Origin of the sequence: Kutzneria chonburiensis, from assembly GCF_028622115.1 — a bacterium.
Taxonomy (GTDB): Bacteria; Actinomycetota; Actinomycetes; order Mycobacteriales; family Pseudonocardiaceae; genus Kutzneria; species Kutzneria chonburiensis.
Genome location: NZ_CP097263.1, coordinates 6348669 through 6365498, shown reverse-complemented (window position 1 = coordinate 6365498; position 16830 = coordinate 6348669). Strand labels below are relative to the sequence as shown.

The 16830-nt window shown below is 70.7% G+C and carries 21 protein-coding genes and 1 pseudogene; 10 read left to right on the top strand and 12 right to left on the bottom strand.

The features are described from left to right. Positions 1–5: 5 nt before the first annotated feature. Positions 6–1013: a ribosome small subunit-dependent GTPase A gene (gene rsgA, locus M3Q35_RS28895; RefSeq protein ID WP_273935697.1), complete on the bottom strand. Its 1008-nt coding sequence runs from the start codon at positions 1011–1013 to the stop codon at positions 6–8. Then, positions 1010–2284, bottom strand: a complete 1275-nt coding sequence (aroA, locus tag M3Q35_RS28890; protein ID WP_273935695.1) for a 3-phosphoshikimate 1-carboxyvinyltransferase — start codon at positions 2282–2284, stop codon at positions 1010–1012. The genes rsgA and aroA overlap by 4 nt, the downstream gene beginning before the upstream one ends. A gap of 82 nt (positions 2285–2366) precedes the next feature. Between aroA and M3Q35_RS28885 the strand changes: the two genes are divergently transcribed. After that, positions 2367–3119 carry an SOS response-associated peptidase gene (locus M3Q35_RS28885; protein WP_273935694.1) on the top strand — a complete coding sequence of 251 codons (753 nt, stop codon included), beginning with the start codon at positions 2367–2369 and terminating at the stop codon, positions 3117–3119. Then, complete coding sequence (locus M3Q35_RS28880) at positions 3116–3730, top strand: alpha/beta hydrolase family protein (protein ID WP_273935693.1); 615 nt, start codon at positions 3116–3118, stop codon at positions 3728–3730. Before M3Q35_RS28885 ends, M3Q35_RS28880 begins: the two co-directional genes overlap by 4 nt. A 19-nt stretch (positions 3731–3749) precedes the next feature. Here M3Q35_RS28880 and ybaK read toward each other — a convergent pair whose 3' ends face one another. Beyond that, positions 3750–4226: a Cys-tRNA(Pro) deacylase gene (ybaK, locus tag M3Q35_RS28875; protein ID WP_273935691.1), complete on the bottom strand. Its 477-nt coding sequence runs from the start codon at positions 4224–4226 to the stop codon at positions 3750–3752. 198 nt (positions 4227–4424) lie between these two features. Here ybaK and M3Q35_RS28870 point away from each other — a divergent pair, with 198 nt between their 5' ends. Then, positions 4425–5066 carry a sigma-70 family RNA polymerase sigma factor gene (locus M3Q35_RS28870; RefSeq protein WP_379794194.1) on the top strand — a complete coding sequence of 214 codons (642 nt, stop codon included), beginning with the start codon at positions 4425–4427 and terminating at the stop codon, positions 5064–5066. Further along, positions 5063–5356 carry a mycothiol system anti-sigma-R factor gene (rsrA, locus tag M3Q35_RS28865; RefSeq protein WP_273935690.1) on the top strand — a complete coding sequence of 98 codons (294 nt, stop codon included), beginning with the start codon at positions 5063–5065 and terminating at the stop codon, positions 5354–5356. Before M3Q35_RS28870 ends, rsrA begins: the two co-directional genes overlap by 4 nt. A gap of 67 nt (positions 5357–5423) precedes the next feature. Here the strand turns inward: rsrA and M3Q35_RS48975 are convergent, their stop codons facing one another. After that, the gene (locus M3Q35_RS48975; RefSeq protein WP_096498094.1) at positions 5424–5498 is read right to left on the bottom strand and encodes a 50S ribosomal protein bL37; all 75 of its coding nucleotides are present in this window, start codon (positions 5496–5498) and stop codon (positions 5424–5426) included. 89 nt (positions 5499–5587) lie between these two features. Here M3Q35_RS48975 and M3Q35_RS28860 point away from each other — a divergent pair, with 89 nt between their 5' ends. Then, positions 5588–5803 carry a biotin/lipoyl-binding carrier protein gene (locus tag M3Q35_RS28860; RefSeq protein ID WP_273935689.1) on the top strand — a complete coding sequence of 72 codons (216 nt, stop codon included), beginning with the start codon at positions 5588–5590 and terminating at the stop codon, positions 5801–5803. A 24-nt stretch (positions 5804–5827) separates the two neighbouring features. Next, complete coding sequence (locus tag M3Q35_RS28855) at positions 5828–7321, top strand: sensor histidine kinase (RefSeq protein WP_273935688.1); 1494 nt, start codon at positions 5828–5830, stop codon at positions 7319–7321. 132 nt (positions 7322–7453) lie between these two features. Here the strand turns inward: M3Q35_RS28855 and M3Q35_RS28850 are convergent, their stop codons facing one another. Together M3Q35_RS28850 and M3Q35_RS28845 are read right to left on the bottom strand one after the other, a co-directional pair. Next, entirely contained in the window at positions 7454–7708 is a 255-nt protein-coding gene (locus M3Q35_RS28850; RefSeq protein ID WP_273935687.1) for a WhiB family transcriptional regulator, read from the bottom strand. A 252-nt stretch (positions 7709–7960) separates the two neighbouring features. Continuing rightward, the gene (locus M3Q35_RS28845; protein ID WP_273935685.1) at positions 7961–8890 is read right to left on the bottom strand and encodes a diacylglycerol/lipid kinase family protein; all 930 of its coding nucleotides are present in this window, start codon (positions 8888–8890) and stop codon (positions 7961–7963) included. A 278-nt stretch (positions 8891–9168) separates the two neighbouring features. On the opposite strand from M3Q35_RS28845, the gene M3Q35_RS28840 reads away from it, so the two are divergent. After that, positions 9169–9576, top strand: coding sequence for a hypothetical protein (locus M3Q35_RS28840; RefSeq protein ID WP_273935683.1), 408 nt, complete (start codon positions 9169–9171; stop codon positions 9574–9576). 30 nt (positions 9577–9606) lie between these two features. Next, positions 9607–10425: a DUF6159 family protein gene (locus M3Q35_RS28835; RefSeq protein WP_273935682.1), complete on the top strand. Its 819-nt coding sequence runs from the start codon at positions 9607–9609 to the stop codon at positions 10423–10425. Here the strand turns inward: M3Q35_RS28835 and M3Q35_RS28830 are convergent. Next, complete coding sequence (locus M3Q35_RS28830; protein WP_273935681.1) at positions 10422–10895, bottom strand: GNAT family N-acetyltransferase; 474 nt, start codon at positions 10893–10895, stop codon at positions 10422–10424. The genes M3Q35_RS28835 and M3Q35_RS28830 overlap by 4 nt on opposite strands. Next, positions 10895–11491: an acid phosphatase gene (locus tag M3Q35_RS28825; RefSeq protein WP_379794193.1), complete on the bottom strand. Its 597-nt coding sequence runs from the start codon at positions 11489–11491 to the stop codon at positions 10895–10897. The genes M3Q35_RS28830 and M3Q35_RS28825 overlap by 1 nt, the downstream gene beginning before the upstream one ends. A 126-nt stretch (positions 11492–11617) precedes the next feature. On the opposite strand from M3Q35_RS28825, the gene M3Q35_RS28820 reads away from it, so the two are divergent. Beyond that, the gene (locus M3Q35_RS28820; RefSeq protein WP_273935680.1) at positions 11618–12241 is read left to right on the top strand and encodes a hypothetical protein; all 624 of its coding nucleotides are present in this window, start codon (positions 11618–11620) and stop codon (positions 12239–12241) included. Here M3Q35_RS28820 and M3Q35_RS28815 read toward each other — a convergent pair whose 3' ends face one another. The 3 genes and pseudogenes from M3Q35_RS28815 to M3Q35_RS28805 form a co-directional block, all read right to left on the bottom strand. Beyond that, complete coding sequence (locus tag M3Q35_RS28815) at positions 12242–12595, bottom strand: hypothetical protein (RefSeq protein WP_273935679.1); 354 nt, start codon at positions 12593–12595, stop codon at positions 12242–12244. A gap of 232 nt (positions 12596–12827) precedes the next feature. Further along, positions 12828–14042, bottom strand: a pseudogene (locus M3Q35_RS28810) (aromatic amino acid lyase); the annotation flags it as partial. 20 nt (positions 14043–14062) lie between these two features. Then, positions 14063–15070 carry an ornithine cyclodeaminase family protein gene (locus M3Q35_RS28805; protein WP_273935678.1) on the bottom strand — a complete coding sequence of 336 codons (1008 nt, stop codon included), beginning with the start codon at positions 15068–15070 and terminating at the stop codon, positions 14063–14065. A gap of 80 nt (positions 15071–15150) precedes the next feature. Here M3Q35_RS28805 and M3Q35_RS28800 point away from each other — a divergent pair, with 80 nt between their 5' ends. After that, the gene (locus M3Q35_RS28800) at positions 15151–16317 is read left to right on the top strand and encodes a DUF4241 domain-containing protein (RefSeq protein WP_273935677.1); all 1167 of its coding nucleotides are present in this window, start codon (positions 15151–15153) and stop codon (positions 16315–16317) included. Here M3Q35_RS28800 and M3Q35_RS28795 read toward each other — a convergent pair. Beyond that, positions 16305–16772, bottom strand: coding sequence for a hypothetical protein (locus tag M3Q35_RS28795; protein WP_273935676.1), 468 nt, complete (start codon positions 16770–16772; stop codon positions 16305–16307). The two genes, M3Q35_RS28800 and M3Q35_RS28795, sit on opposite strands and share 13 nt — an antisense overlap. Between the last annotated feature and the right edge of the window lie 58 nt (positions 16773–16830).

Sequence of the window (16830 nt, the reverse complement as noted above, 5' to 3'; positions counted from 1 at the left end):
ACTACCTACTCCTCGGCCAGCCCCGCCCGCGAGGCCAGCAGCCTACGCAGTGAGCGCAGCCTGCCCTCGGTAGCCAGCCCCTCGGCGACGACCGTGTCCAACATGCAGTCCGGATCCTCGGGCGGTCCCAGGTGCCCGCAGCCCGACGGGCACTCCTCGGCGGCCTCGGCCATGCCGGGGAACGCCGCCACGATGTCGTCCGGCGTGATGTGGGCCAGGCCGAACGAGCGGATGCCGGGGGTGTCCACCACCCAGCCGCCGGCCGGCAGCGGGAACGCCACCGCCGACGTCGAGGTGTGCCGGCCCTTCCCGACCCCGCTGACCTCGCCGGTGGCCCGCTCGGCCGCCGGCACGAGCTTGTTCACCAGCGTGGACTTGCCGACGCCGGAGTGGCCGATCAACGCGGACACCCGGCCGTCAAGACGTTCGGCCAGGGTGTTGGGTTCCCGATCCGACCGGGTTACCACGACCGGCAGGTCGAGCTCGGCGTAGACGGACAGGATCTCGTCCGGCGCGGCCAGGTCGGACTTGGTCAGGCACAGCACCGGGGTCAGACCGCCGGCGTAGGCCGCGACCAGGCAGCGGTCGATGAAGCCGGTGCGCGGCGGCGGGTCGGCCAGCGCCGAGACGATGACCAGCTGCTCGGCGTTGGCCACCACCACGCGCTCGTACGGGTCGGTGTCGTCGGCGGTGCGCCGCAGCACGCTGCTGCGGGCCTGCCGGCGCACGATCCGGGCCAGCGTGTCCTGGGCGCCCGAGGTGTCGCCGACCAGGTCGACCTCGTCGCCGATGACCACCGAGGTGCGGCCCATCTCGCGGGCCCGCATGGCGATCACCTTGCTGTCCGGGTCGCCGTCCAGCGCGATCGTCCAGCGGCCGCGGTCGACGCCGACCACCATGCCGGTCTCGGCGTCGGCGTGGTCCGGCCGCTTCTTGCTGCGGGGCCGGGAGCCCTTGCCCGGCCGGACCTTGACGTCGGACTCGTCGAGCCGACGCCAGTCGCCGCGCGTCACACCCGCTCCGCCAGCTGCAGCATGGCCGCCCACATGCCGGGGAAGTCCGGGATGGTCTTGGTGGTGGTCTTGATGTCGTCGACGGAGATGCCGGGCACCTGGAGGCCGATGATCGCGCCGGCGGTGGCCATCCGGTGGTCGTGGTAGGCGTGCCAGAGGCCGCCGGTCAGCTCGGCCGGCCGGATGACCAGGCCGTCCTCGGTCTCGTCGGCGTCGCCGCCGATGCCGCGGATCTCCGCGGTCAGCGCGGCCAGCCGATCCGTCTCGTGGCCGCGGATGTGCGCGACGCCGCGGATCTGGGTCGGGCTGTCGGCCAGTACCGCCATCGCCACCACGGTCGGTGTCAGCTCGGACGCTTCGTGCAGGTCGATGTCGATGCCGTTGAGGCGCTCCGGGCCGACGACGGTCAGGCCGTTGTCCGACAGCGACACCTGGCAGCCCATGCGCTCCAACACGTCCCGCATCTCGTCGCCGGGCTGGGTGGTGACCAGCGGCCAGTCCGGCACGGTGAGCGTGCCGCCGGTGACCGCGGCCGCGGCCAGGAAGGCCGCCGCGTTGGACAGGTCCGGCTCGATGTGCCAGTCGCGAGCGTGGATGGGGCCCGGCTCGACGCGCCAGCGGTTGGGCTCGCTGTCGTCCACCGCGACGCCGACCGCCCGCAGCATCTCGATGGTCATCTCGATGTGCGGCAGCGACGGCACCGGCTTGCCGTCGTGCAGCACCGTGACGCCCTGCTCGTAGCGCGCGCCGGACAGCAGCAGCGCCGAGACGAACTGCGAGGAGCCGGAGGCGTCGATCGTGACCTCGCCGCCGCGCACCGCGCCGTGGCCGTGCAGCGTGAACGGCAGCGAGTCGCCGTCGACCGCCACGCCCAGCGAGCGCAGTGCGTCGAGGACCGTGTTCATGGGGCGTACCCGCGCCTGCTCGTCGCCGTCGAAGCGGACGTCGCCGTCGGCCAGCGCCGCGGCCGGCGGCACGAAGCGCATCACCGTGCCGGCCAGGCCGCAGTCCAGGTCGGCGTCGCCGCGCAGCGCACCCGGCGTGACCTCCCACGACCCCTGGCGCCCGTCGGCGATGCGCACGCCCAGCGAGCGCAGCGCCGCCGCCATCAGCTGGGTGTCGCGGCTGCGCAGCGGCAGGTGCACGGTGGAGGGGCCGTCGGCGAGGGCCGCCAGCAACAGGGCACGATTGGTGATCGACTTGGAACCGGGCACGGGCACGGTCGCGCGCACGGGCTTGGTGACGGACGGGGTGGGCCACGGCTGCGTCATGGGGGTGATGATTCCCTACTCGGCCGCTTCGGTTACTGCTCGGGGCCGTGACGTGCGACGATGAATTCGGAGGTGGTCAGGGGTGTGCGGCAGGTATGCCTCCACGAAGGACCCGGCGCAGCTGGCCGTCGAGTTCGACGCGCTGGACGCGAGCGGCTCCGACGCGCCCGGGGCCGACTACAACGTGGCGCCGACCAAGCCCGTGTTGGCCATCGTGGCCCGGCATCCCCGTGACGCCGAGGGCCAGCCCGACGTGGCGCGGGTGGAGCGCACCATCCGGGTGATGCGTTGGGGGCTGATCCCGACCTGGTCGCAGGACAAGAACGTGGGCGTGAAGATGATCAACGCCCGGTCCGAGACCGCCGCCGTCAAGCCGGCGTACCGGGACTCCATGGCCCGGCGGCGCTGCATCCTGCCGGCTGACGGCTGGTTCGAGTGGCGGCGGGAGACCGGGGCCAAGGAGCCCTTCTACGTGACTGGTCCCGATTCGTCGAGTTTGGCCATGGCCGGGCTGTGGACCGCTTGGCGGGATCCGAACGAGCCGCAGTCGCCCTGGCTGGTCACGTGCGCCGTGCTGACCACCGACGCCTTCGGGCCGTTGGCTTCGGTCCATGAGCGCATGCCGCTCGTGCTGCCTCGGGAGTCCTTCTCGCAGTGGCTGGCCCCCGATCAGGGCAGCGACGACGTCGCCGAACTGCTGAAGCCGTCCGCCGAGATCGTGTCCCAGTTGGAGCTGCGGCCGGTGTCCACCGCCGTGAACAGCATTCGCAACAACGGGCCCGCGTTGCTTGAGCCGCCGGTGCCCGAGCCCGTCGAGCTGGACCTGTTCTCATGACGCGAACCGTTGTCGACACGCCTTTCGGCCCTGCGCGGGCCGAGCTCCACTGCGCCGCCGAGAGTCGTGCGGCCCTGCTGCTCGGGCATGGCGCCGGCGGCGGTATCGAGGCTCCTGACCTCGTCGCCGCCACCCGCGCTGCCACCGCCGCCGGCGTGCACGTGGCATTGGTCGAGCAGCCCTACCGCGTCGCCGGCCGTCGCGCCCCGGCCCCCGCCAAGCAGCTCGACGCCTGTTGGCTCGCCGTCGTCGAGGACCTCGGCGTTCGGTGGTTCGAGGGGTTGCCCCTGCTGTTCGGCGGCCGCTCCTCCGGCGCTCGCGTCGCCTGCCGCACCAGCCTCGACGGGTCCGCCGTGGCCGTCTTGTGCCTCGCCTTCCCCGTCCATCCGCCCGGCAAGCCCGACAAGACCCGCCTGCCCGAGCTCGACGGCGTCGAGGTGCCGACTCTGGTCGTCCAGGGCTCCCGCGACCCATTCGGCATGCCCTCGTCGGCGCACCACCGCGAGGTCGTCGTGCTGTCCGGCGACCATTCGCTCAAGGCCGACGTCAACGGCGTCACCAAGTCCGTCGGCGAATGGCTCAACCGGGTCCTGCACACCCTCGACGCCTGACTTGTGGCGTCGGTACGGGTCAGCCGGCGATGGGGGCGACGACGGCGGCGGTGAGGTCGGCCAGGTCGGTGGGGGTGAGCTCGACGTCGAGACCGCGGCGGCCGGCGGAGACGAAGACGGTGTCGAAGGTGGCGGCTGAGGCGTCGATGACGACGGGGAGGCGCTTCTTCTGGCCCAAGGGGGAGATGCCGCCGGCGACGTAGCCGGTGGCGCGCTCGGCGGCGGAGACCTCGGCCATGCGGGCCTTCTTGCCCCGGAGGGCGGCGGCGAGGGCCTTGAGGTCGAGCTGGCCGGTGACGGGGACGACCCCAACGGCGAGACGGCCGTCGACCTCGGCGACGAGGGTCTTGAAGACCCGGGCGGGATCGAGGCCGAGCAGCTCCGCGGCCTCGAGGCCGAAGGACTCGGCTCGCGGGTCGTGGTCGTAGCTGTGCAGCGTGTACGGGACCTTGCGCTTGGCCAGCAGCGCGGTCGCCGGGGTGCCCTGTCCCGCCATGGTGGAGAGCCTATGACGGAGCTCTCACCACGGAATGCCCACGGGGGCAGTCGTGTTGAACCCCACGTGGCTACATCAAGCGCTGTGCTCGGCCGCTCCACGGCCCGACGCGTATCCTCAGGGGCGAACGACACGCTTCCCGCACGGGGAGCGTCGACAGCGTCCGCCCGGCTCGCGCGCCGGCGGGGAGGGAGCCAGGTGCCGGGTAGTTCCGCCCAGGTCAACGAGAACAACATCGTCGAGCAGGAGACTGCTGAGCAGCGAGCGGCGCGCTTCGAACGCGACGCCATGCCGCTGCTCGACCAGCTGTACTCGGCCGCGCTGCGCATGACGCGCAACCCCGCGGACGCCGAGGACCTGGTCCAGGAGACCTACTTGAAGGCCTACAGCGCCTTCGAGTCCTTCACCAGCGGGACGAACCTCAAGGCCTGGCTGTACCGCATCCTGACGAACACCTACATCAACGGCTACCGGCGCAAGCAGCGGCAGCCGATCCAGACCTCGGCGGACGAGATCACCGACTGGCAGATCGCCGCCGCCGAGAGCCACACCTCCTCGGGCCTGCGCTCGGCCGAGGTGGAGGCGATGGACCGGCTCCCCGACGACGACGTCAAGCAGGCGTTGCAGCAGCTGCCCGAGGAGTTCCGCATCGCGGTCTACCTCGCCGACGTCGAGGGCTTCGCGTACAAGGAGATCGCCGAGATCATGGGCACCCCGATCGGGACCGTGATGTCCCGTCTGCATCGCGGCCGCCGCCAGCTCAAGGACCTGCTCACCGACGTCGCCCGGGACCGGGGCTTCCTGCGCTCCTCCCGCGAGCCGGAGGTGACCGGGTCGTGAGCGCGGACGAGATCGGCGAGGCAAAGGCCGGCTGCCGTGAGGTGCTGGCCGAGGTGTGGGCCTTCCTGGACAACGAGTGCGACCAGAACCAGCGCGACATCCTGCGCCAGCACCTGGACGAGTGCAGCCCGTGCCTCGAGCAGTACGGCATCGAGGAGCACCTGAAGATCCTGCTGGCCCGCAAGTGCGGCGGCGACCATGCCTCGGCCGAGTTCAAGGACCGGCTGCGGGCGTGCATCAAGGAGAAGGTGCTGGAGCGCACGCAGGCCAAGGCCGAGCAGCAGCAGTAGGCACGGAGACGTTTGAAGGCCCCGGTGACCAGGTCACCGGGGCCTTCGTGCGTCGAACGCACGGGTCTCAGGCGTTGGGCCGCTTCCCGTGGTTGGCGCCGCCCTTCTTGCGGTCGCGGCGCTTGCGAGCACGCTTCGACATGAGTGTCTCCCTATCGGAAAGCGGTATTGCTGTCCCCCGATTGTCTCACGCCACTGGCGGACGCCCGAATCCGTGGTTCCATGACGGTCATGACCGAGGAGATCCGGGCCGAGATGGTGGCCAACGTGAGCAAGGTCGTGGCCCACGAGGGCGACTCCGTGACCGACGGGTCGGAGGTCGTCATCCTGGAGTCGATGAAGATGGAGATCCCGGCGGTGGCCCACCACGCCGGCCGCGTGACCAAGGTCGCGGTGGCGGTGGGTGATGTCGTGCAGGAAGGCGACCTCATCGCCGTCGTCGAGTAACTCCGACCGACTAGCGTCGGGGCCGTGTCAACACTCACCGACCTGCTCGCCGAGCACACGGGCCTGCCCGGCGCCGCCGTCGACCACCTGCAGATGGTGGCGGCCGAGTGGCAGCTGCTGTCGGACCTGGCCTTCGCCGACTTCGTGCTCTGGGTGCCGCTGCCGGACGCCGAGCACCCGACCGGCACCTTCCTGTGCGTCGCGCAGGCCAGGCCGACGACCGGCCCGACGGCCCATCCCGACGACATGGTGGGCAGCACGGTCACCGCGGACGACCACCCGCAGGTGCGCCGCGCCCTGGTCGAGGGCCGGATCTGCCGCGAGGAGGACCCGCGCTGGCACCTGGGCGTGCCGGTGCGCCGTGAGACCATCCCGGTCCGCTTCAACGGCGACACGATCGCGGTGCTGTCCCGCGACACCAACCTGGCCGTGCCGCGGGTGCCGAGCCCGCTGGAGATCGCCTACCTCGGCAGCGCCGCCGACCTGTGCCAGATGATCTCGGACGGCACCTTCCCGGCCATGGAGCCCTCGGCCGACGTGCACACCAGCCCCCGCGTCGGCGACGGCCTGATCCGCATCGACAGCTCGGGCGCGGTGGTGTTCGCCAGTCCCAACGCGCTGTCGGCCTATCACCGCATGGGGCACGCGGCCGACCTGATCGGCGTGCACCTGGCCCCGCTGACCCGGTCGCTGGTGGCCGACCCGTTCGACGCGACCGAGGTGGCGCAGCGCATCAGGACCGCGCTGGACGGCAACCCGAGCATGCGCATCGAGGCGGAGTCGCGGCGCGGCGCGGCGGTGCTGTTCCGGGCGCTGCCGCTGCGGCCGCTGGGCAAGGCGGCGGGCGCCCTGGTCCTGGTTCGCGACGTGACCGAGGTGAAGCGCCGGGACCGGGCGCTGCTGTCCAAGGACGCCACGATCCGTGAAATCCACCATCGGGTGAAGAACAACCTGCAGACCGTAGCGGCGCTGCTGCGGCTACAGGCCCGACGCACCAACAATGCCGAGGCCCGCGACGTGCTCCAGGAGTCGGTGCGCCGGGTGACCTCGATCGCGCTGGTGCACGAGACGCTGTCCATGTCGGTCGACGAGCGGGCCAATCTGGACGACGTGCTGGACCAGGTGTTTCCGATGCTCTCCGACGTCGCAACGGCCGAGACCGGAATCAACGTGCGCAAGGAGGGCAAGCTCGGCGTTGTGTCGGCCGAATTGGCCACGCCGCTGGTCATGGTGCTCACCGAGCTCGTGCAGAACGCGCTGGAACATGCCTATCCGGCCGGGGCGTCGGGCGAGGTCGTGGTGCGCTCGGAACGGTCGGCCAAGTACCTGGACGTGGTGGTGGCCGACGAGGGCCAGGGCCTGCCGCCGGGCTTCTCGCTGGAGCGCACCGAGCGCCTCGGCCTGCAGATCGTGCGCACCCTGGTCGAGTCGGAGCTGCGCGGCTCGCTGTCGCTGCGGCGGCGTGACCCGAAGGGCACCGAGGCCGTGCTGCGGGTTCCCCTGCGGCGGAGCCGCTGATCCGGCACCGCGACGGAGGCGCTGATCACGTTGATGAGTTAATTCGTCAAAAACGTACAAGGGCCCTGGAACCTCGGGGGAAGGTTCCAGGGCCCTTGCGCGATGAGAAATCGAATTAAAGAAATGCGTTCGTCAGGCGTTGCTGCGAGCGCGGGTACGAGCGTTGCGACGCTTCAGCGCACGCCTCTCGTCCTCGCTCATCCCGCCCCACACGCCGGCGTCCTGCCCGGACTCCAGTGCCCACGACAGGCAACCGGACATCACCGGGCAGCGGCGGCAGACGGTCTTCGCCTCGGCGATCTGCAGCAACGCCGGACCGCTGTTCCCAACGGGGAAGAACAGCTCGGGGTCCTCGTCACGGCAGGCCGCGCGGTGGCGCCAGTCCATTTCTCTAGCTCCTCGCTAAGCGCGCTACGAGCGCACTGTTGTCGTCAGCGGTCGTCGGGGTGCTTGTGAATGCTTTCACGAACTTCGGGGATGTCAAGAGGTCGGCTCCGACTCGGTGAGAGAACTCACCCGAAAGATCGGCGCGTTTGACCACTGGCTTCGGTCCGTGACCAGCCATGATGCCGGCGCAGCCACCCTCGTGACCAGTGTATTACGCTCCGGTCACGAACGCAGCACGACGCCTCGGGTTCTTCAGACGGCCACCCGCAGCGCCTTCGGCACTGACGTGAACTTTACCTGACGGTGTTCGCCCAGGTCGTCGCCGTCCACCTGAAGCCGCACCGGACGCTGCGCGGTCACCCTGACCTCGGCGACATCGTCGAGCCGGAGCAGGTTTCCGCCGGAGGGCGGGCCCAGCGGCAGCAGGATCTGCGACAGCGTGCGCGCGATGGTCGGCGGGGCCAGGCTGCGCAGCGCGAACAGGCCGAGGCCGCCGTCGAACGAGCAGTCCGGGTTCATGTGGATCGGCTTGGCGCCCAGATAGGTCCACGGGTCGGTGTTGGAGACGAAGGCCAGCCGGGTCTGCTCCTTGGTGCCGTCCGGCAGCTCGACCAGCAGATCCGTGGCGGTGAGCATCTGCTTCACGTAGTTGGCCAGCGCGATCGACGCGTACAGCAGCGGGCTGGCGGTCTTGTCCCGGCGGCGCTCCACCTCGGCCACCACGTCGGCGTCCCAGCCGAGGCCGGCGTTGAACGTGAACCAGCGGCTGTCGGCGCCGGCCGGCTCGGCCAGGCCCAGCCCGACCTGGCGGCGGCTGCCCGACTCGATGGCCATCAGCAGCCGGTGCGTCGCCTCGACCGGGTCCCTCGGCAGGCCAAGAGCCCGCGCGAAGACGTTGGCCGAGCCTCCGGGCACGACGCCGAGGGCGGGCGCGTCCAGCGGGTCCTGGCAGGCCGTCAGCAGGCCGTTGACCACCTCGTTGACGGTGCCGTCACCCCCATGGGCGACCACCAGGTCGAACCCCTCCGCCACGGCGCGCGCGGCGGCGTCGGCCGCGTGCCCCCGGTAGCTGGTCTCCACGGTCTCCAGCTGCACGTCGCTGGCCAGCGCGTGGGCCAGCACGTCGCGTCCGGCGGCGGAGGTAGCCGTCGCCTGCGGGTTGACCACGAGAAGGGCACGCACACCAGGAGCGTAGGACAGACCGTGACCGGCGACCGGCCGGCCGTCCCCGTACGGGTGGTGGTGGCTCATCGAAAGTGAGAGAGGTCTCCTTCCGTGCCGACGACGCTCCGGTCCGTTCGCGTTGTCGGTGAGTGCACCCAGACGACCGTCTGCTCCTCGACAACAAGGGAATCCTCCCGCGTCCGTCGGCGCCGATCGACCGGCCGTCCGGGTGGCCTACGATCGGCCGTGCGCACGGATCGTGATGTGCGCAGGTAGCAGGTCGAGGAAGGTGCCCGTTGTCACGCGAAATCGCCGCTCCCGGACCCGTTCGCGTCGCCGGCACCCTGGTGACCGTGCAGGGAATTGCCGCATTGGTGGTGGCCGTCGTCACCGTGGTGCTCGGCCTGTCCGGCGGCGCCCCCGCACTCGTCGCGTTCGGTGAGGCCGGCATCTACGTCGTGATCGCCGCCGCGTTCCTGGTGCCCGGCATCCTGCTGTACCGCGGCACCCGCGGCGCCCGCAACGGCGCGGTGTTCCTCCAGCTGCTGGTGATCGGCGGCATCTGGTGGGGATTCAACCCCGTCGACGCGCTCGTTGTGGATATCCTCCTGACCGTCTACTGCCTCGCCATCCTGGTGCTGCTGCTCTTCCTCGCGTCCTCACGGGCGTGGGCGATGGGCATCACGGAAGACCAGCACGGCTGAGGCGCACTGTGACGGCCGGGGAGGGACGTCGTGCGTTGGGCTTTCGACATTGCCAGGGCATCGCTGCGGGTGCTGCGCGCCCACAAGTCGCTGGTGCTGTTCCCGATCATGTCGGGACTGGCCACCTTGGCGCTGCTGGTCGCCGTGCTGGCCGGCGCGCATGTGCCGCTGACGCTGGAGCACATCGACACCGATGAGCTCGTGCGGGCCGGTTGGCCGATCGCGGTGCCGGTGTACTTCGTGCTGTCGTTCGTGACGATCTTCTGCAACTCCGCGCTCGTGCACGCCGTCAACGAGGCGCTCGAGGGCCGGCCGGCGACCGTCGGGGTGGGCCTGCGCGGGGCGTGGGCACGGATCGTGCCGATCCTGCTGTGGTCACTGCTCAGCTGCACGGTGTCGCTGGTGCTGCGGGTGATCGGCCGCCAGTTCGGCATCGTCGGCAAGATCGTGGAGAGCCTGGCCGGCATCGCCTGGGCGCTGGTCACGTACTTCGTGGTGCCGGTGATGATCGTCGACGGGCGGTCCGTCCGCGACTCGGTCACGCGCTCGCGGGAGCTGCTGCGCAAGACCTGGGGTGCCGAGGTGGGCGGCGGGCTCGGGATCTCGGTCGCATTGTGGGGCGCAGTCGTGCTCGGAATCGCCTTGCTGCTGACCGGTCTGATCACCACCGCCGCGTTCGGCGTGACGGCCCTGATCGTCGCGCTCGTGGCGATCGTGGTCTGGCTCGTCCTGGTCGGCACCGTGGCGTCGACGGTCAGCGTGATCTACCGCGTTGTGCTGCACCGCTTCGCCACGGGCCGACCGGTGCCGGCGGCCTTCTCCCAGCTGGACCTCTCCTCGGCGTTCTAGACCCGGGCGGCGGCCTTCAACAGGGCCTCGTCGGCCAGTCGGTAGCGGTACCAGTCGTTGACCCGGGCCGCGCCCATCGCCTCGTAGAAGTCGATCGCGGACTGGTTCCAGTCCAGCACCGACCACTCGAAGCGGCCGAGGCCGCGGTCGGCGGCTTCCTTGGCCAGGGCCAGGAACAGCGCCCGGCCGTGCCCGCCGCCACGGTGCTCCGGGCGCACGTACAGGTCCTCGAGGTAGATGCCGTGCGTGCCGGTCCAGGTGGAGAAGCTGAGGAACCACAAGGACATTCCCACCACCTCGCCGTCCTGTTCGGCCACGTGGCCGAACAGGGCCGGTGACGGGCCGAACAGCGCCGCGCCCAGCTGCGCGGCGGTCAGGTGGCATTCCTGCGGCGCCCGCTCGTACTCGGCCAGGTCGTGCACCAGTTGCACGACCGCGTCGACATCGGACTCACGGACGCCGCGGATCATCAGATCTCTCCAAGGGGTGGCACGTTCAGGCGACGGATCTGCGCCTGACCTCGCTCGTCACCCAACACCGAGATGCCGGCCGGGTCCAACCCGATTCGCACGCCGGCGGCCGGGTCGAGGCCGAGCCAGCGCACCACCAGCACGCGGCTGAAGTGGCCGTGGCCGATCAGCACCACGTCGCCGCGCTCCAGCTCCTTGCGGGCCCGGGCCAGCACGGCGTCGGCGCGGTCGCCGACCTCCTTGGCCGTCTCGCCGCCGGGGATCTCGTGCGTCCACACCGTCCAGTCCGGCGCCGACTCGCGGATCTGTTCCGTGGTAAGGCCCTCGTAGTCGCCGTAGTCCCACTCGGCGAGGTCCTCGGTCACATCGTCCACGGTCAGTCCGGCCAGCTCCGCCGTGCGCCCGGCGCGGGCGCGGGGACTGGCGAGCACGAGTCTTGGTGGGACGGTCGTGCCGCGCAGCTCGGCGAGAACCGCGCCGGCCTTGCGGGCCTGCTGCTCGCCGTGCGCTGTGAGCGGGACGTCCGTGCTGCCGGTGTGCTTGCCGGACAGCGACCACTCGGTTTCCCCGTGCCTGATGACGTACACGTCTGCCACCCAGCGGATCGTAGCCCGGCGATGACGCCCCGGCCGGTCCTGTGACCCATCGCACTGCATCGAACAGGCGATCGAACAATGACACTGGATGAGGTAAAATTTGGAGGTAGTCCAGGGGAGAGGACGGTGTCGTCGGTGCGTCATCCAAAACTCGGGGTTGTGGTGGACTTCGCCAACTGCGTGCCCGGCGCGCAGACCAGGATCGTGTCCGACCAGCGGCGCATGTACCTCGACGAGGGGCGGCAGCCGTGGGCCTACTACGGGCCGATGGTCGCCGCCATCCGTCGCGCGCTGGCCGATCCGTCGCCTCAGCTCGCGTTGGAGCTGGCCGTGGCCAAGGTCGAGGACTCCGCCAAGCACGGGCACTTCGTCGAGCTGCAGAAGGGATTCCAGCGCTGGCAGGAGGGTTTTCGGGGCACCCTGGTGCCCGTCGGCACCGGCACGTGGGTCGGCTCCGACGCCGTGTTCGACGTCGCCCCACAGCTCGGCCTTCGGCCGGCGAGGGGCCCCAAGCTGGCCGTTCAGCTCTACATGAAGGAACCCGAGCTGCGGCCCGAGGCCGCCGCCGTCCCGCTGCACATGATGCGGTCCGTGATGGACCAGGTCCTCCCGGACGGCGTCCCGGCGATTCTCGATGTACGGCGCGGAAAACTCCTGCTGCCGTCCCGCCGACGCAGCGACCGGCGCCTCGACGCCGACGTGGCCGGCGTCGTCGCCCACTGGTCGGCCATCTGGCGGGCCATCGCCTGATCAGTGGGTCATGAAGCCGATGCCGTTCTTGTCGCAGCCGACCTGGGGGGCGTTGCGGGAGTCGGTGTCGGACTCGCAGGTCCAGCCGTTGACGACGAGGCGGCGGGCGGTGCCCTGGGCCTTGTGCGGGGCGTCGCGGTAGTAGGCGCGGAGGACGTCGAGAGCCTCGGGGCACGGGGCGGTGCCGGAGGGGAGGGCGGGGGAGATGAGGATCCGCTTGCCGGCAGGACCGGTGACGGAGCCGCAGTCGACGGGAGGGACGTAGCTGGGGTCGGGAGGCTGGGCGTGGGTGGGGCCGGCGCCGCAGGCGGTGAGCAGCGCGAGCATGAGCACGGCGGGCAGCCAACGCCCCATTGTTCCTCCGTCCGAGTGAACCTGCTCGAAGGACGCGCGCGGGGAGGCGGGGTTCACCCGTCGGCGAATTTGGCGCGAAGGCGGGAGATGTCGGGGCCGAGGGGACGGTCGACGAGGACGGGGGGAACGGTCTCGGCGATCCAGGCGTAGGCCCCGCGGAGGCGGGGGCGCCGGGGAGGCCGCGGAGGTGGTGCGCCTGGGCGATGCCGATGAGCTCGCAGGCGGTGATCGACAACAAGTGGTCGGTCACCTGCCGGAGCTGCTCACCGGCAGCCCAGGCGTGCGCCTGCACGTCCTCCTGGCCGGCGGAGGTGTCGAGGGAGCCGAGGGTGGCGGGGGAAGCCGAGCGGCGGATCTCGTGGAGCTCGCCGGCGGCGCGCTTGTGGATGGGGGAAAGCCCGGCCTGTGGACCGGGATCGACGGCGAGCTGGGCATTGAGGCCGGTGAACTGGCTGTCCATGAAGCGGTGCAGCCGCTGCACGGAGATCTCGGCGAGGTGGGTCAGGGCGGCGGTGACGGCGTCCATGCGCAGGCCGACGGTGACAGCGTGGTAGCCGGCGGTGGAGGTGAAACGGCCGTCCAAGAAAGACGGGGAATCCGTTGGGGCGGCCAGGAGAAGGTCCCGCGCGGCGGCGAGGTCGTCGAGGGTGCGCTGCGCGTGGGCGATGGCCTGAGGGGCGACACGGAACGACACCGGGGCCTGCACAAGGTCGGAGCGCGTGGCGGAATCCGTTGTGCGGGAACGGATGTCGTCGAGCACGGCGGCCAGCACGGTGTCGGGGCCGGCCAGCGAGGGGTGGTAGATCGAGCGGGGTGCGCCGAGGACGTCAACCGCCGCCGCGGCGGCGAGGGTCTGGAGCTCGATGGCCTGCGCGGCTTCGGCCCCGCGCATGAAGGCGTGCGCCAAGGCCAACGGCGAACCCTGGATCAGGCTGGCACCTTCCTTGGGGCCCAAGGGAAACGGCTTGGCCTTGCGCCGCTTGAGGCCATCGCTGGCCGGCTTCTCGACGCCGTCCTCCACGATGGTGCCGACGCCGACGAAGGTCTGAAAAGCGTGTGACAACGGGATGATCTCGCCGGCGCTGCCCAACGCCGACCGTGGCACGGCCGGCACGAAGCCGTCGTTGATCCGGTCGATGAGGAACTTCACGAGCTCGGGGCTGGCGGCGGTGGTCGGCGCGAGCAGGCCGTGCAGCTTCACCGCGAGCAGGGCCCGTACGTCCTGAGCCGGCAGCCACGGCGGCCCGCCGACGGCCCGGCCGATGAGCAGGTTCCGTTGGTGCGCGGCCTGTTGCTCGGCATCGAGGGCGACGCCGGCCAGTCGGCCCATGCCCGTGTTGACGCCGTACACCGGCTTGTCGGCTGCCTCCAGAGCAGCCAGCATCGCCCGCCGGTTGGCCGCGATGTCGTCCAGCGGGCCGAGTTCGACCCGCTGTCCCCTGGCCACGGCCAGGATGTCCAGGTCCCTCACCGGTACGGCAGCATCGTGCCGACATCGTTCGCCTCGGCCCGGTGCAGGATCATGTCGGCCACCGCGAGGTCCGTTGTGGACAGTCCACGATGCCAGAACAGGGTGCGCTCCTTGTCGTTCTCGCGGCCGGGCCGGTGGCCGGCGACGATCTGGCCGATCTCGGCGTGGATCCGGTTCTCCGTGAGCAGCCCCGCGTTCAGGTGCGGCCGCAGCGCCCCGAACCTCGGGTTGCCCGACTGCGACTCGCGCCAGTTGTCCACGACGATCTTGTCCACGTCGTCGAGCAGGTCGAGGGCCAGTGCGCTGATCGTCCCGTACGGCACGAGGAAACTTCCCGGCCGGAGGAACTCCTTGCGCAGCAACGGTTCCGGCTCCGTCAACCGGGAAGCCTCGACCAGCACGTCCGCCCCGTCGAGGGTCTGCTCCCAGCTCGTCGCGACGTGCACCGGCTTGCCGAGATGCTCGCTCAGGCGCTGCGCGAACGGCTCCCTGGACTCCGGGCGGCGGCTGGTCACCCTGATCTCGTCGAAGTCGAACACCGAGTCCAGCAGCACCACGTTCCACCAGGCCGTGCCGCGGGCTCCCACGTGGCCGAGCACCTTGGCGTCCCGGCGGGCCAGGTACTTGGCCCCGACCGCCGTCATCGCCCCGGTGCGCGCCTCCGTGATCATCGTGCCGTCCACGATCGCCCTCGGCATGCCCGTCTCCGGGTCGAACAGGCTGATCAGCGCCATCTCGCTGGGCAGGCCCCGCTCGTAGTTGGCGACGAAGTCGCCCACCACCTTCACCCCGCTGACGCCCTTGTCGGTCAGGCTGCCGCGGAGCACGTTGAAATGACCCCGGCCGCCGTTGTCCGGCACCAGGTGCGTGCGCGGCTCGAACACCACCCGATCGTTGCCGTGATCGGCCAGCACGTCCTCAACCGCCGCCACGATCTCGGCATCCGTGATGCCCAGCGCCTCGATGTCGGCGCCGGACAGGTAGCGCATCCAGACGGTCGTCACAGCACCAGCCTAGATCGACCCGGCTGAAACTGTCGGGGCCGCTGGTTACGGTGGGCCGGTACACCAGGGGAGGGGCACCGATGAGTCCGGTTTGGCGGGTTGTCTACTGCGAGGGCTGGGATTCGGGGGCGTTGGTCGGGCGGCTGTCGGAAGCGACCGCGCGGCGCAGGGACGCGGCGGGGCAGCAGTACGCGGTGGCATTGTGCACGCCGGATCAGGACTGGCCGGAGGTGCTGATCGAGGTGTGCTGGGAGGCGCTCTACGCGGCGGCATGGCGCTTCGACGACGACGGCCGCCGGCACAAGAAGGTCGAGTGGCGGCAGCTGGCGGACGACGAGCTGTTCCTGCTGACCAGCGCGGAGTGGACGTACGACGAGGAGGCGCCGTCGGAGTTCGACGAGCGGGCGGCGTATCGGGAGCTGCGGCACGACCCGGACGGCAGCGGGTCGGATTCGTTCTGGCGGCTGGGCGAGCGGGCCGGTGGGCTGAGCCGGCGCGGGATCAAGACCGACGTTGCGCAGCTGTTCCGGAGCAAGCCGGAATTCGGCGACTGGGCGGGGTTGGCGCAGCTCGAAGGCGTGCTGGAGGTACAGGAAACCGAGGACGAGGAACGAGACGCGCCGTGGCAGCCGCCGAGGCCGCTCCAGCCGCGGAACGTGGATGTCATGTTCGAGGACGGGGCGACGCTGACGCACCCCGACTTCGACGACGTGGTGATCACGGTGGAGGAGGCGGGAGACCTGGTCCTGCCCACGGGTGCGCTGGTCGTGCATGACCCGGCCTGGCTGGAGTTCACCGACCACGCCGTGACGTTCGAGCTGAGCCCCGGCACCTACCCGGTGCAGCTGTCGGTGCTGCGCGTGCCGGACGAGGGCGGCGGCATGACGGTGGGGGCGCGAATCCTGCTCCGCGACCAGCCGGTGACGAGTTGGGAGATGGCGGTGCCGGTCGGCAAGAACGCGGCGCTGCTCGGCGATCGCCAGTTCTACGCCTTCGGCGTGGACGCGGGCATGGCTTGCTTCGTCGACCACGCGGCCCTGGAGTCGTTCCAGGAGGTGGGCGAGCTCGAGGTCGAGCGGGACGAGGCCCTCGTGCTGACGAACAAGGAATCCACCGCGACGCTGATCGCCTTCTCCAGCGGCTACGGCGACGGGGCGTATCCGTCCTGGATCGGCCGCACCGAGGACGGCGAGATCGGCTGCTTCGTGGCTGACCTCATGGTGCTGGCGAAGGCTCAGCCCCGGTAGCGCCGACGGCTGAGGAAGAAGTCGGGGCGTCGCCAGGTGAGGAGCAGAAGGGCCAGGCCGAAGCCGATGAACGGCATCGGGGCGATGACGAGCAGGGCCGCCTGGTCCTCGTCGGCCGCCACGGCCTGGTCGGGATGGTCGGTGGGATAGCGAACCTCGAAGGCCGAGCCGAGCACCAGTTCGGAACGCGTGCACAGAGTGGCCTGAATCGCCTTCCGGGAGGGCGTGTCGAAGGTGACGACGGAGCGGCCGTTGCATCCCTTGTAGCCGGGCAGCAGCGAGGTCACGACGCCGAATTCCCGCGGCTGGCTGGCGTGGTCCCACTCGACCAGCCCGCCGCCGATCATGACCAACGCGGCGAGCGCGCCGCACGCGGCCAGGAAGATCCGGATTCCGCGGAGTATCTGCCGGTCGGTGCGCTTCTTCGGGAACTCGGCCAGGATGTCGTCCGCCACGCACACCAGGATGGCGAAGAACCGGCCGGCATTTCACCGGAACCGACAAAACGGCGCC

What these genes read in the sequence shown, in the direction of transcription:
- M3Q35_RS28800 (WP_273935677.1), top strand. Translation starts at nt 15,151, where the DNA reads ATGAGTCCGGTTTGGCGGGTTGTCTACTGCGAGGGCTGGGATTCGGGG.
- M3Q35_RS28860 (WP_273935689.1), top strand. Translation starts at nt 5,588, where the DNA reads ATGACCGAGGAGATCCGGGCCGAGATGGTGGCCAACGTGAGCAAGGTC.
- M3Q35_RS28815 (WP_273935679.1), bottom strand. Translation starts at nt 12,595, where the DNA reads ATGGGGCGTTGGCTGCCCGCCGTGCTCATGCTCGCGCTGCTCACCGCC.
- M3Q35_RS28850 (WP_273935687.1), bottom strand. Translation starts at nt 7,708, where the DNA reads ATGGACTGGCGCCACCGCGCGGCCTGCCGTGACGAGGACCCCGAGCTG.
- M3Q35_RS28830 (WP_273935681.1), bottom strand. Translation starts at nt 10,895, where the DNA reads ATGATCCGCGGCGTCCGTGAGTCCGATGTCGACGCGGTCGTGCAACTG.
- M3Q35_RS28880 (WP_273935693.1), top strand. Translation starts at nt 3,116, where the DNA reads ATGACGCGAACCGTTGTCGACACGCCTTTCGGCCCTGCGCGGGCCGAG.
- ybaK (WP_273935691.1), bottom strand. Translation starts at nt 4,226, where the DNA reads ATGGCGGGACAGGGCACCCCGGCGACCGCGCTGCTGGCCAAGCGCAAG.
- aroA (WP_273935695.1), bottom strand. Translation starts at nt 2,284, where the DNA reads ATGACGCAGCCGTGGCCCACCCCGTCCGTCACCAAGCCCGTGCGCGCG.